This window comes from Halomonas sp. NYA30, from assembly GCF_976980765.1.
The window spans coordinates 3,277,017-3,290,427 of the sequence record NZ_OZ334477.1 but is presented as its reverse complement, the minus strand read 5'-3'; the positions used below and the strand labels follow the sequence as shown (position 1 = coordinate 3,290,427).

14 protein-coding genes are annotated in these 13,411 nt (G+C 56.1%); 12 read left to right on the top strand and 2 right to left on the bottom strand.

The features are described 5' to 3' along the window. Positions 1-56 precede the first annotated feature (56 nt). A complete protein-coding gene (locus ACWI0H_RS15375) occupies positions 57-674 on the top strand; it encodes a LysE family translocator (RefSeq protein ID WP_101147747.1) in 618 nt (205 codons plus the stop codon). A gap of 58 nt (positions 675-732) precedes the next feature. After that, positions 733-1,224, top strand: coding sequence for a glutathione peroxidase (locus ACWI0H_RS15370; RefSeq protein WP_035586876.1), 492 nt, complete (start codon positions 733-735; stop codon positions 1,222-1,224). A 44-nt stretch (positions 1,225-1,268) separates the two neighbouring features. Here the strand turns inward: ACWI0H_RS15370 and ACWI0H_RS15365 are convergent, their stop codons facing one another. After that, a complete protein-coding gene (locus tag ACWI0H_RS15365) occupies positions 1,269-1,655 on the bottom strand; it encodes a DUF7079 family protein (RefSeq protein ID WP_101147748.1) in 387 nt (128 codons plus the stop codon). A gap of 207 nt (positions 1,656-1,862) precedes the next feature. On the opposite strand from ACWI0H_RS15365, the gene fabV reads away from it, so the two are divergent. The 5 genes from fabV to ACWI0H_RS15340 all read left to right on the top strand — a co-directional run bounded on the left by fabV (position 1,863) and on the right by ACWI0H_RS15340 (position 6,048). Next, entirely contained in the window at positions 1,863-3,074 is a 1,212-nt protein-coding gene (fabV, locus tag ACWI0H_RS15360) for an enoyl-ACP reductase FabV (RefSeq protein ID WP_101147777.1), read from the top strand. A gap of 54 nt (positions 3,075-3,128) precedes the next feature. Further along, positions 3,129-3,344 (top strand): hypothetical protein, encoded by a 216-nt coding sequence (locus ACWI0H_RS15355; RefSeq protein WP_008958099.1) that lies wholly within the window; start codon positions 3,129-3,131, stop codon positions 3,342-3,344. 194 nt (positions 3,345-3,538) lie between these two features. Next, positions 3,539-3,793 (top strand): hypothetical protein, encoded by a 255-nt coding sequence (locus ACWI0H_RS15350; protein ID WP_485873873.1) that lies wholly within the window; start codon positions 3,539-3,541, stop codon positions 3,791-3,793. Positions 3,794-4,048: 255 nt separating this feature from the next. After that, positions 4,049-4,843, top strand: a complete 795-nt coding sequence (locus tag ACWI0H_RS15345) for a PRC-barrel domain-containing protein (protein ID WP_336268499.1) — start codon at positions 4,049-4,051, stop codon at positions 4,841-4,843. Between the two features lie 227 nt (positions 4,844-5,070). Continuing rightward, positions 5,071-6,048 (top strand): GlxA family transcriptional regulator, encoded by a 978-nt coding sequence (locus ACWI0H_RS15340; protein ID WP_431313205.1) that lies wholly within the window; start codon positions 5,071-5,073, stop codon positions 6,046-6,048. Positions 6,049-6,067: 19 nt separating this feature from the next. Here the strand turns inward: ACWI0H_RS15340 and ACWI0H_RS15335 are convergent, their stop codons facing one another. Then, positions 6,068-6,862: an SDR family NAD(P)-dependent oxidoreductase gene (locus ACWI0H_RS15335; protein ID WP_485873872.1), complete on the bottom strand. Its 795-nt coding sequence runs from the start codon at positions 6,860-6,862 to the stop codon at positions 6,068-6,070. A gap of 229 nt (positions 6,863-7,091) precedes the next feature. On the opposite strand from ACWI0H_RS15335, the gene ACWI0H_RS15330 reads away from it, so the two are divergent. Genes ACWI0H_RS15330 through astB form a run of 5 tightly spaced genes read left to right on the top strand, consistent with a single transcriptional unit; the run spans position 7,092 to position 13,330 of the window. After that, complete coding sequence (locus ACWI0H_RS15330; RefSeq protein ID WP_336268501.1) at positions 7,092-8,306, top strand: aspartate aminotransferase family protein; 1,215 nt, start codon at positions 7,092-7,094, stop codon at positions 8,304-8,306. Positions 8,307-8,344: 38 nt separating this feature from the next. Next, complete coding sequence (locus ACWI0H_RS15325) at positions 8,345-9,409, top strand: arginine N-succinyltransferase (protein ID WP_008958093.1); 1,065 nt, start codon at positions 8,345-8,347, stop codon at positions 9,407-9,409. Then, positions 9,409-10,440, top strand: a complete 1,032-nt coding sequence (astA, locus tag ACWI0H_RS15320; protein WP_008958092.1) for an arginine N-succinyltransferase — start codon at positions 9,409-9,411, stop codon at positions 10,438-10,440. Before ACWI0H_RS15325 ends, astA begins: the two co-directional genes overlap by 1 nt. Positions 10,441-10,493: 53 nt before the next feature. Beyond that, positions 10,494-11,966 (top strand): succinylglutamate-semialdehyde dehydrogenase, encoded by a 1,473-nt coding sequence (gene astD / locus ACWI0H_RS15315; protein ID WP_336268502.1) that lies wholly within the window; start codon positions 10,494-10,496, stop codon positions 11,964-11,966. Beyond that, positions 11,963-13,330 (top strand): N-succinylarginine dihydrolase, encoded by a 1,368-nt coding sequence (gene astB, locus ACWI0H_RS15310; RefSeq protein WP_485873871.1) that lies wholly within the window; start codon positions 11,963-11,965, stop codon positions 13,328-13,330. The genes astD and astB overlap by 4 nt, the downstream gene beginning before the upstream one ends. Positions 13,331-13,411 lie beyond the last annotated feature (81 nt).

The following is a 13,411-nucleotide window of genomic DNA, read 5'->3' as shown; positions in this document are numbered from 1 at the left end:
GTATACTGGCGCTTACGCCTTATATCGTGATATCGACCTCTCAAGGAGACAACCACATGCCATTGACGCTGTGGCTATCACTTGCCGCGATCTGTGCCATGGGCGCTATGTCGCCGGGGCCAAGTTTGGCACTGGTACTACGCCACACACTAGGCGGCGGCCGCTTTGCTGGCGTGACCGCCGCAATATTTCATGCCCTGGGTGTGGGTTTTTACGCGCTATTGACCGTGTGGGGCTTGGGGGCATTAATTGCCGGCTTTCCGTTACTGTTTCAACTGATCACTTGGTGCGGAGCCGCCTACTTAGCATGGCTGGGAATTAAAGCACTGCGGGCCGGTCAAGCGGGCGCCTTACAGCCGACAGTGATGACTACTACCCGGGGCCAAGCAGCCAAAGAGGGCGTGCTCGTCGCGTTAGGTAACCCTAAGCTGATCCTATTTTTTGTCGCCCTGCTAAGTCAGTTTGTAACCCCGGACATGAGTGCGCTGGCTAAAGCGATTATAGTGCTAACAGCGATGATTATTGATGGTGGTTGGTACGTGTTGGTGGCTGTGCTGCTTTCCTACTCACGCATTTTGCCTTGGCTGCAACAGCGTGCCCACTGGATTAACCGCATTACCGGGGTACTGCTGATCGCGCTGGCGCTAAGAGTGGTCGCTGGGCCGCTGGTGTAAAAAGTAGAGTCGTGGCATGGTGATAGCTATGCCGTTTGAGGTTTTGTGGGGTCGAGTGATGCAAATTTACGACCAAGACTGCTATACCCACCAAGGGCTGCCGTTTAACCTACGCGCGCTGCGTGGCCAAGTACTGCTGGTGGTCAACGTTGCCAGCCAATGTGGCTTTACCCCTCAGTTAAGCGAGCTGGAAGCACTTTATCAGCGCTATCGGGACCGTGGCTTTACCGTGCTTGGTTTCCCCTGCAACCAATTTGGCCGCCAGTCACCCGAGAGCGCGCAAGCCTTTTGCCAGTTTGGGGAACAGAAATTTGGGGTGAGCTTTCCACTGATGGAAAAGGTTAGCGTCAATGGCAGCCAGGCCCATCCTCTGTTTTGCTGGCTTAAACGGGAAGCGCCCGGTGTGATGGGGACCCAATTGATTAAGTGGAATTTCACCAAATTCTTAATAGGCCGCGATGGCAAAGTGATAGCGCGCTTTGGGCCCCGCGACCATGGGAGCCCGCTGCGTCTGGCATTAGAGCAAGCGCTGGATCAAGCCTATCCATAACGCTAATCTGTAAAACAAGAGTGAGACTGCCTGAAAAAGTCAGCCTAAATCTGTTCTCCCCGCCCGACAGCGACGCGGTTCATTAGCGCATTCCAGCGGTGGCGAACCATCATCGTGGTCAATCCCGAAAACAGCGCCCAGCTTTTGCGTCGCCAGCCCTTCAAGCGCATGTTGTGATTAACCAACTGCTTCATCAGCTTATAATCATCAAATTGTCGCCACTCGCTAGCGATTGAAAGTTGGTGGCGAGACATCACCGGGGCCATTTCCAAGCGAAACATCCACTCAAGTTCACTCAGGGTCATATCGTAGCGCTGCACGACCTCTACCATATGGGCGTAATCGCGTTCGCTGGGTTCACGATCCAGCCACAGCGGGGCTAGCGCTAGCCAAAGGTCACCACGTTCATCTACTAGCTGCTGTGCATTCATGGTCGCCTCATTGGAGAAGTCGGTGCTTAGGCAACTATCGTGACGTGAAAGCGCCCCTAGCTCAAGGGCGGACAATAGCGCACGGCTACACAATAGCTCAAGAGCGGACACACGGCACGGAGACAGCTAGAATAGCCCCACTGAGTCAAAATGTTGCCTTGGCAAGGCGATGTTGGTAACCAAATCAATCCTATAACGAGGTTCACTGTGATTATTAAACCCAAAGTGCGCGGCTTTATTTGTACCACCACTCACCCCATTGGCTGTGAGCAGAATGTTCGCGAGCAGATTGAAGCAACCCGCACCCGCAGTTTGGATAAGCAGGCTGGCCCGAAAAAAGTGTTGGTGATAGGGGCTTCGAGTGGCTATGGCTTGGCCGCACGTATTACCGCGGCGTTTGGCTATGGGGCCGATACGCTAGGCGTCTTCTTTGAAAAGCCCGCCACCGATAAAAAGCCGGGTACTGCCGGTTGGTATAACAGTGCGGCTTTCGATAAGTTTGCCAAGCAGGAAGGGCTTTACAGCAAGTCGATCAACGGCGATGCGTTCTCCCATGAAGCGCGGGAAAAAGCCATTGAGCTGATCAAGCAGGACATGGGCGAGATCGATCTGGTGGTCTACTCGCTGGCATCGCCCGTGCGTAAGCTGCCGGACAGCGGCGAGCTGAAGCGTTCCAGCCTGAAGCCGATTGGCGAAACCTACCGTGCCACCGCAATCGACACTAATAAAGACGCCATCATTGAAGCGGAAGTAGAGCCTGCCACCCAGCAAGAGATCGACGACACCATCACCGTCATGGGTGGCGAAGATTGGGAACTGTGGATGGATGCCCTTGACCAAGCCGGTGTGTTGGCGAAAGGCGCACGCAGTGTGGCATTTAGCTATATCGGTACCGAAATCACCTGGCCGATCTACTGGCATGGCGCGTTAGGTAAAGCCAAGGAAGATCTGGACCGTGCTGCCACGGCAATCGACAGCAAATTAAAAGCGAGCGGCGGCGGCGCCAACGTTGCTGTACTAAAATCGGTCGTTACCCAGGCGAGTGCGGCGATTCCGGTGATGCCGCTGTATATCGCCATGGTCTATCGCATCATGAAAGAGCAGGGGCTGCACGAAGGCACTATTGATCAATTAAACCGCCTATTCGGCGAGCACCTCTACTCAGCCCAAGGACAGCGGGGCGAACTCGTGACAGATGAAGCTGGGCGTCTGCGTTTGGATGACTGGGAGCTACGTGACGACGTTCAACAAGCTTGTCAGGATCTATGGTCAGAGGTGACGACCGATAACTTGTTCGACATTACCGACTATGCTGGTTATAAGCACGAATTCTTGAAGCTGTTTGGTTTCGAGCGTGACGACGTAGATTACGATGCTGACGTCAACCCAGAGGTTACGTTCGATGTCGTCAATCTGTAAGTCATTCACCTAGGCGTTAGTGACGCCTATTCGACCGGAACGCGGGAGGTGTTTATGGATACTAAGGAAAGCAAAACCCCGGAAGAACAGAAAGAGCACATCATTGGTGAGCGGGTGCCTGAGGATTTTGAATCTTCCAAGCCACATCTTCAGCCTGAAGCCAAGAAGCGCCCCGGCGGGATGTATAAGTTACTCCCGCTGGTGATTATCATTCTTGGTGTGATCGTGGTGAGCATTATTGTGCTAGGCATCATTAATCGGGGTAACTAGCGAGTCACCATGCTGACGTATTGCCGGGCCGAGCGCCCGGCAATTTTGTTTTGGCAAGAGCGTTTAATATTTAGAAAGAGGCTTATTACTTTCAATAGTTGTTAAATTTCGTCTATAAATTCGTCAGAGGACGAAAGTTCTGCTAAGAAAGGAAGAGGTTATAAAAAGTTAATACCTTTCAAGCAGGAGGATATATGACACGAGTAGCACGCGTGGAGCCTATCAGTCAAAAGCGAGACAATAAGCTTATTATTTCGGGTTGGCGAGTGATAGATGTAACTGAGCCTAGTGAGCCTCAGGAAATCTCTCAACATGAAACTGAACCTCAAGCCATTGACGCTGCACGGCGTTTTGAAGCCAAAACAGCCGAGGAGTTTGGCTCCGACCCTGATGATACTCAGGATTATGATGCGTCGGATGAACAGGCGGGTAAGCGTTTTCCTGGGTAGTTGTATTATTAATCAGCTAGCCAGTCTCGGTGTAATATTCAGTATGTAAATAGCTGCACAGTGTTTTTTAGCGCTCTATTAGCTAAGGGCTAAATAGTAAAAGTGGTAGTGAATACTTTGTCTACATAAATAATAGATGTAGTTGGCAAGTGGTTAATGTTTATTAATCTTTTATAAGAAATTCGTTTTGGCTTTGATTTAGTACACTTCGGTGTACTAGCTTCTTAAGTGTAAACCAACACAAGGAGAGATTGTATGAAACGGACAGCATTAGCAATTGCCATCGGTGCGGTTTGCGCAGGCTTATCAGCTGGCGTTCTTGCTCAGGAAGAGAACGAGAATGACACTGATCGAAGCAATCAAACGATCCAGCAACAAGACACAAATGCACAAGGGCAGGGTAGCAACGACGAAACTAGGGACATCAACGTTAAACAAAAGCCTGCTGAAGTAGAAGTAGAGCAAGAGAAACCTGATATCACGGTGGAGCAGTCTCAACCTAAAGTCACTATTGAGCAACCTGAGCCCAATGTGACCGTGGAAGAAGCCGAACCTAATGTCACCGTTGAGCAAACTGGCGAGCCTGAGGTGACGATTGAGCAAGCGGAAGACGCCCAGGTTAATGTCAATGAAGACGAGCAAGAGCGCCAGCAGAATGATCAGCAGAGTGACCAAACTGATCAAAATGATCAAAATGATCAGGCCGATCAAAATGACCAGTCCAACTCACTGATGTCACGTCAGGTCAGCGACCTGGAAGGGATGACAGTGATGAATCAGGAAGATGAAGAGATCGGTGGAGTACAACATATTGCAAAGCACGATGAGTCTGGCGATTTGTTTGCTATTGTTTCGGTAGGTGGTATTTGGGGCTTTGGCGCAACGGACATTGCGCTGCCTATCAATGACATGCAGCTTGAAAATGATCAGCTCGTTGTCAACACAAACTATGGCGAAGATGAAATTGAAGCTTCATCGAATAATTACCAAGAAGATGAGTACAGCGAAGTGGATGGCAACATGACGCTATCTGAGGCGCAGCAACAGTAACGCAGCAACACTAACAGAGGTGCTGTTTGATACAGTCAATCGTTAGTGACTAATGAAGAGGGCAAGGCGGATACGCCTTGCCCTTTTTGGTAGCTGCGCTAACGCTATTAACGCGGCGACATCTTTTTTTATGTATGAGTAACAAGCGCTGCCTTCATTTGCGCAATTGGGTAAGATGGTTATTTATCCAAGTCGTTGGCGGTTCTCATGCAGTTTCTTCAATAATTATGCAGTCCAATCACTTAGCATCAAAAGCAGCGATAGCCCGTCGGCGGGTCGCGTTTATGCTACTGCCGGGATTCTCGCTGTTGACCCACGCCAGCGCGCTGGAGCCGCTGCAAATGGCGAACCAGTTGAGCGGGCAGATGCTTTATCACACCGTTACGTTAAGCCTTAGCGATGAACCGGTACGCAGCGGTGCGCAGCTTTCCCTGATTGCGCAGCATGAATTAAGTACAGCGCTGGGGCCGCTCGATCTATTACTAATATGCGCGCCTACGCCGCTTCCCTATACGTTGCCAGCAAAGCTTAACGAGTGGTTGCGCGGCCACCAGGGGCGCGGCGTGGCGCTGGGCGGTTTGGCCGGGGGGACGGAAGTGCTGGCGCGTTGTGGGTTGCTGGAAGGCTATCGTGCCACGCTGCCATGGCAGCGCTTTGAGGCGTTTGCGCAAGCCTACCCGCAAGTCACCCTTTCCCAGCAGCTGTTCGAAATTGACCGCGACCGACTGACCTGCGCCGGCGGCACGGCGGCGATGGATCTGATGCTGACGCTGATAGGTCAGCACCACGGCGCACGCTTGGCAGAGCAGGTCTCGGAACAGTTTGTGTGTGATCGCATTCGGCTGGCGGACGAGCGCCAGCATGTGCCACTACGCACCCGCCTGGGCCATGCGCCCAAAAGCCTGATAGATGCCGTCACGCTGATGGAAGCCAATATCGAGGAGCCGCTCTCGACCCTTGAGCTGGCCGAGCACCTGGGGATTTCCCGGCGCCAGCTGGAGCGACTGTTTAAGAAGTATCTGCAGGCGGTGCCAAGCCGGTACTATCTGGATTTACGCTTACAGGAAGCGCGCAAACAACTGCGTGAAAGTGACCGGCCGGTAGGCGATATCGCTTTCGCTACCGGTTTTTCCTCCGGTGCGCATTTTTCCACCGCCTACCGAAATCATTTTGGCATGACGCCCAGAGAAGAGCGCCTGGGTTAGAAAGATAAGGTTAGAGGGCTCAGGTTAACGTATCGACAATGCCGCCTTCCACGCGCAGTGCCGCTCCCGTGGTGGCGCTCGCTTGGGTCGATGCGGCATAGACGCTCATGCTAGCCACTTCTTCAGGTGTTGCTAAGCGTTGGATGATAGAAGTCGGGCGGTTCTCTTTAACAAAGCGTGCCTCCATTTCCTGCTGAGAAATGCCTTCTTTCTCTGCCATTTCACCAATCATCGTGAGCACGCCTTCAGAGCGCGTTGGCCCAGGCAAGATAGCGTTGACAGTTACCTGCGTGCCGCTGAGCACTTTGGCCAGCCCGCGCGAAACCGATAACAGCGCCGATTTGGTCATGCCGTAATGCACCATCTCGGTGGGGATGTTAATGCCCGATTCACTAGAGATAAACTGGATGCGGCCCCAGTCGCGGTCGCGCATGCCCTGGGCATAATGGCGAGAAAGGCGCACGGCACTCATGATATTGATGTCGAAAAATTGTTGCCAGGTCGCGTCATCAACCTCGAAGAAGTCCTGGGGGCCGAAAATTCCCACATTATTGATCAGGATATCCGTGCTGGGTTGCTGCTCGATCAGCATTTTGCAACCTTCAGCGGTGCCGAGATCGGCGGCCACGCCTTCTACCTGAGCATTTGGGGCATCCTGTTTAATGCTGGCTATTGCCTCATCCACACGTGCCTGCGAACGGCCTGTGACGACAACTTTGGCGCCAGCGTTGGCAAGCCCTTGGGCAATCGCAAAGCCGATACCCGCCGTCGAGCCGGTAATGATGGCGTGCTTACCGCTTAGATCAATCTGCATAGGGTGTACTCCTCTCTTCCTGAGTGTCAGTACGTCGCGATACCTCGCTATCCAAGCATGACTTTATCGCTTGCCAATAAGTATGGGGGTCTTATAGCGTTCTTCAAGGCGTTAACGCGACTCAATGGGCGTCGCTATTCATAATTTGCCGTCCCATTGCTGAAAGCGGTTAACCGCGTTGGCCCCTTATACTGTTTTCATTCCTTTCCTCCACCGGAGATAACGCGCCATGAGTCATACCCCAAGCCGTCAAGATTACGACCACTACATGACGCCCAACTACTCTCCGCAGCAGGTCATACCCGTGCGCGGTGAAGGTAGCCGCTTGTGGGATCAGCAGGGGCGGGAATATATCGATTTCGCTGGGGGCATCGCCGTCAACTCCCTGGGTCACTGTCACCCGGTGCTGGTCAATGCGCTGAAAGAGCAGGGCGAAAAGCTCTGGCACCTCTCTAACGTGTTTACCAACGAGCCCGCATTGAACCTGGCCAAAACGCTGGTCGAGCGTACATTCGCTGATAAAGTGTTTCTATGCTCTTCAGGCGGTGAAGCCAACGAGGCCGCGCTGAAGCTGGCACGTCGCTGGGCCGTCGATAACCATGGCGAACAGAAAGACAAGATCATCTCGTTTTATCAATCTTTTCACGGCCGCACCTTCTTCACCGTGAGCGTGGGCGGCCAGCCCAAGTATTCCCAGGGCTTTGGCCCGGTGCCGGGCGGCATTCATCACGCCAACTACAACGACCTGGAAAGCGTTCGTGCGCTGATGGGCGACGACACCTGCGCGATCATGGTCGAGCCCATGCAGGGCGAGGGCGGCATCGTGCCCGCAACACCAGCATTTCTCCAGGGCTTGCGCGATCTGTGTGACGAACATAACGCGCTGTTGATTTTTGACGAGGTGCAAACCGGCGTGGGTCGCAGCGGTGAGCTCTACGCTTACAAGAACTACGGCATCACCCCGGATATCCTGACCAGCGCCAAGTCGCTGGGCGGTGGTTTCCCCATTGGCGCCATGCTGGCCACCGATGACGTCGCCAAGTCGCTGGTCATTGGTACTCACGGCTCCACCTACGGCGGCAATGCGCTTGCCTCTGCCGTGGCGCTGGCAGCCGTCGAGTTTATCGATACCCCTGAAGTGCTGGAAGGCGTGAAAAAGCGTCACGATCTGTTCCGCGAACACCTGGAAACCATCAACCGCAAGCACGGGGTGTTCAAGGAGATCCGGGGTATGGGCCTGCTCATAGGTGCCCAGATGTCGGATGCCTATGAAGGCCGCGCCAAGGACATTCTGCCGCTGGCCATCGAAGAGGGCTTGATGGCCCTGATTGCAGGACCCAATGTACTGCGCATGGCACCTTCGCTGGTGATTCCCGAGGCGGATATCGCCGAAGGCATGGTTCGGCTAGAGCGTGCCATTGAGCGGCTAGTTGCCTCAGCATGAGTGAGCAGCCTACTGGGTTAACAGAGGGGGCGTCGAAGATGCTGGTAGTGCGACCCGTTAAAGCGTCGGATCTCCCGGCGCTCGAACAGTTGGCTGAGCATGCAGTGCCCAGGTTGACCAACTTGCCTGCCAATCGCGAGCGGCTTCAGGAGCGCATCGCGCGCTCCCAGGAGGCTTTCAATGGCGAGGTCGAGTTTCCAGAAAACGAGCACTATACCTTTGTGCTCGCTGACGATAGTCGTGAGGAAGTGTTGGGAACGGCCACTATCCGTGCCCAGGCAGGCGCCAATGAGGCTTACTACACCTATCGTCAGGAAACGCTGATTCACGCCTCGCAGCAGTTGAATGTGCGTCGTGAAGTTCAGACACTGGCGCTTTCCCACGAAGTCTCCGATGCTACCCTGCTGTGCGCTTTTTCGCTGAATCCCCGCTATAAGGGCACCAGTGCCGAGAATCTGCTGCGTCGGGCGCGGTTGATGTTTATTGCCCAATATCCAGAGCGCTTTTCGCGCATCCTGGCGGTCGCGTTCCCCGGCTACCTGGATACTCGCGGTGAATCGCCGTTTTGGGAAAGCGTCGGCAGGCACTTCTTTGCCCGCAGCTTCCAGGACATCAACCACGTTGCGGGGGTGCGCTCGAAAAGTTTCATCGCCGAAGTGATGCCCCAATTCCCGCTCTACCTGCCGCTGTTGACGCCCCAGGCGAGGGCCGCCATTGGTCGTGAACACCCCGCCCATGAAGAGGCGCTGGAAGAGATGCTGGCAGAGGGGTTTGTGCGTTCGCGCCATGTGGATATTTTCGACGCTGGGCCGATTGTCAAAGCCGAGCGTGAGCGGCTGGAAACCTTTCGTCGAGCCGCCTGGCACCCGGTGCGCATACGTCCCGAACACGCTTTGCCAGATGCCGAACCGGCGATGATTGCCAACCAGAAGCTGGGTGATTTCCGCTGTATCGTCGCGCGTTATGCGTTGTCGCCCACGGGCCAGTTGATGCTGTCGGCGGAGCACGCCGAGCGGCTGGGCGTTTCGGAAGGGCGAGCCGTGCTGGCCGCACCGCTTACCTTACCCGCCGCGGTGGACGCGCTCGATGAAGGAGAAATGTAATGCGCATTCGACCCATTGCCCGCAATGACCTGGATGGGCTGCAGGCGCTTGCGCAGCAGGCCGGGGTAGGGTTTACCTCGCTGCCGGATAACCGCGAGTTTCTGGCCGGCAAGATAGAAGCCGCCGCCAGTGCCTTTGAAGAGCGCACCCCGGTGGATGACCGGCTCTACTTTTTTGTTCTTGAAGATGAAGAGAGCGGCGAACTTGCTGGCTGTTGTGCCATTGAAGGCCAGGTAGGGCGCGAAGTGCCGTTTTACAACTATCGGCTGGGTACTTTGGCGCACTCATCCATTCAATTGGATCTTCACCGCACCATCGACACGCTGTTTTTAAGCTCCGACCACACCGGCGATGCTGAGGTGTGCTCGCTGTTCCTGCGTCCGGAGTATCGTGGTGAAGCCAATCGCCACTTACGCAACGGCGCGCTGCTTTCCAAAGCGCGCTGGTTGTTTATCGCCCAGTTTCGTGACCGATTCCCCAATAAAGTGTTGGCGGAAATGCGCGGTGTGTTCGATGAGAACAACACCAGCCCTTTCTGGGAGAGCCTGGGCAAACACTTCTTCCCCATGGATTTCAGCGAAGCGGACCGACTCACCGGCTTGGGGCAGAAGAGCTTTATCGGTGAGTTGATGCCCAAGTTCCCGATCTACACCACCTTTATGGCCGAAGAGGCGCGCGCTTGCATTGGCCAGGTACATCGCCACACCCGCCCAGCACTGGAAATGTTGAAGAAAGAGGGATTGCGCTGGGAAGGCTATATCGACATTTTCGACGGTGGCCCCACGGTGGAAGCTTACATCGATGATGTGCGCGCTATCCGTAATTCAAGGCTATGCCAGGTTGAGGTGTCTGCCGCTGCCCGTGAAGAGAGCGTCAGCCGCTGGCTGGCGGCTACCACCCATATGCTGAACTTTACTGCCAGCTGGATAGGTCGCGCGCCCGCCGACGACAACACTATCGTGCTTAACGAGCAGGAAGCGAGCCGCTTGGGTGTCGCTACCGGTGATTACCTTCGCCTGTTGGAAACCTGAGCCCGAAAGCCTGTACGTACATAAGCCCGCATTTACATGGCAAGGAGAGAACGATGCACGCCCAACAGCAGCAACTTATCAATGGCGCCTGGCTAGCAGGCGACGCCGCGTCGTTGAGCAAGCACGATCCCGTTTCCGGTCAGCTGCTCTGGCAGGCCACCACGGCCAGCGCGGATCAGGTCAAGATCGCCGTAAAGGCTGCCCGCAGCGCCTTTCCTGGCTGGGCGCGCACTCCCTTTGCCGAGCGCCAGGCCCTCGTCGAGCGTTTTGCCGAGGTGCTGAAATCCCGAGGGGAGGCGCTAGCCGTGGCGATTGCCTCTGAAACCGGCAAACCCCTCTGGGAAGCGCGCACTGAAGCGGGTGCGATGGTGGGCAAGGTCGCACTATCGGTCAAGGCTTATAACGAGCGTACCGGTGAGCGTGAAAAAGCCGTTGGCAATGCAAAAGCCGTATTGCGCCATCGCCCCCACGGCGTGATGGCGGTATTCGGCCCCTATAACTTCCCAGGCCACCTGCCTAACGGCCATATGGTTCCTGCGCTATTGGCGGGCAACACCGTCGTCTTCAAACCCAGCGACCAGACCCCGCTGACCGCCGATTTAACCCTTCAGTGCTGGCTGGAAGCCGGGCTGCCTGCTGGGGTGATCAATCTGGTGCAGGGAGGCGTCGCCGTTGGTCAAGCGCTGGCAGGCAACCCCGGTATTGATGGCCTGCTGTTTACCGGTAGCGCCAAAGTGGGCGGTATGCTGCATCAGCAGTTTGCCGGACAGCTGGATAAAATCCTGGCGCTCGAACTGGGTGGCAACAACCCGCTGGTAGTGAAGGACATTGATGACGAGCGTGCAGCGGTACTCACCATTCTGCAGTCGGCGTTTCTCTCCGGTGGCCAGCGCTGCACCTGCGCTCGCCGCTTGATGGTGCCGGAGGGCGCCGTGGGCGACCGGCTGATCGATGCGCTTTCCGAGGCGATCGCTAAGCTGCACGTGGCGGGCCAGTTCGAAGAGAACCCTGCGCCATTCTATAGCGGTTTGGTGAGCGTAGCGGCGGCAGATGGTCTGCTCAAGGCGCAAGAGGAACTGGAGTCCATGGGGGGCACGGTGATCAATCGCATGCGTCGCTTGGAAGAGAACACCAGTCTGTTAAGCCCTGCGCTGATTGATGTGACGGGCCTGGACGTTCCCGACGAGGAGCACTTCGGACCGCTGCTGAAAATCCATCGCTATCGCGATTGGGATGAAGCGCTCTCGCTTGCCAACAACACCCGCTACGGGCTCTCCGCCGGGTTGATTGGCGGCGATCAAGCCGATTGGGACGACTTCCTGCTGCGCATTCGCGCAGGCATCGTCAACTGGAACCGCCAGACCACCGGCGCTTCCGGTGATGCGCCCTTCGGCGGCGTAGGTGACAGCGGCAACCACCGCCCCAGCGCTTATTACGCGGCAGACTACTGCGCTTATCCGGTTGCTTCCATGGAAGCCGACACCCTGGAGATGCCTGAAACCTTGCCACCAGGAGTGAGTCTATGAACGGCAGTGCCTTCAGCCATATCAGGGAAGTCAATTTCGACGGCTTGGTCGGCCCTACCCATAATTACTCAGGGCTGGCAGTCGGTAACGTCGCTTCGATGAGCCACGGTGGCCTGCTCTCCAATCCCAAGGAGGGCGCGCTACAGGGTCTGGCCAAGATGAAGTCGCTGATGGACGCGGGCTACGCCCAGGGCGTGCTACCCCCACAGCAGCGGCCTGATGTTGGGGCACTGCGTGATCTAGGCTTCAGCGGCAGTAATAGCGATGTGCTGGCCCGCGCTGCTATCGAGGCACCGCAGCTACTGCGGGCAGTATGTTCGGCCTCCAGCATGTGGACCGCTAACGCAGGCACGATTACCCCCAGCGTCGACGCACCGGATGGCCGGGTGCACTTCACGCCGGCCAATCTGCAGTCGAGCTTTCATCGCTACCTGGAGCCGCAAACCACCGGAAGGGTACTGCAAGCTATTTTCCATGATGAGCAACATTTTGCTCATCATCCCGTGCTGCCTGCCACGCCGGCCTTTTCCGATGAAGGGGCGGCCAATCACACCCGCCTTTGCGGCGAATACGGTGAGCCAGGCGTTCACCTGTTTGTCTATGGCCGCCAAGCGTTTGGTGACGGGCGTAGCGGCGAGCGTGAACCCCAGCGCTACCCCGCCCGGCAGACCCTGGAAGCCAGTCAGGCGGTAGCCCGCCAGCACGGGCTTACGGAAGCGCAAACCGTCTTCGCCCAGCAGCACCCGGATGCCATCGATGCAGGCGTGTTCCATAACGATGTCATTGCGGTGGGCAACGGCCCCGTGCTGCTCTACCACGAAATGGCCTTCCTGGATGAAGAGGGCACGCTCGATGCGTTGCGTGCCAAAATGCACACGCCACTGATTCCCGTGCGCGTGCCGGTCGAGGCGGTGAGCATGGAAGACGCGGTCGCATCGTATCTCTTCAACTCCCAACTGCTCTCCAACCCGGACGGCACCATGACGCTTGTGGTCCCCGGCGAATGTCAGGAGCGGGAAGCGGTCTGGCGGACGATCCAGGATCTCATTCTGGCGGGCAATAACCCCATCGGCGAGGTGATCGTCAAAGACGTCAAGCAGAGCATGCGCAACGGTGGCGGCCCCGCCTGCCTGCGCTTGCGTGTGGTGCTAACAGAAGCCGAACGTGCCGCGCTCTCTGGCCGCGTGCTGCTCAACGATGCACTTTATGACGACCTTACTGCCTGGGTGAATCGCCACTATCGCGACCGCCTGGCTCCCGACGATCTCGCCGACCCGCAGCTGGCGGAGGAGTCGCTTGCGGCACTGGATGAACTCACCCAGTTGCTCAAGATCGGCCCTGTGTATCCTTTTCAGTTGGGGTAGGAATAGCGTAAGCGGATTCAATATTGATAGTGTCCATGCAACGCGAAGGAAGGGCCATCACATAGACCTGAAGCAAGCACC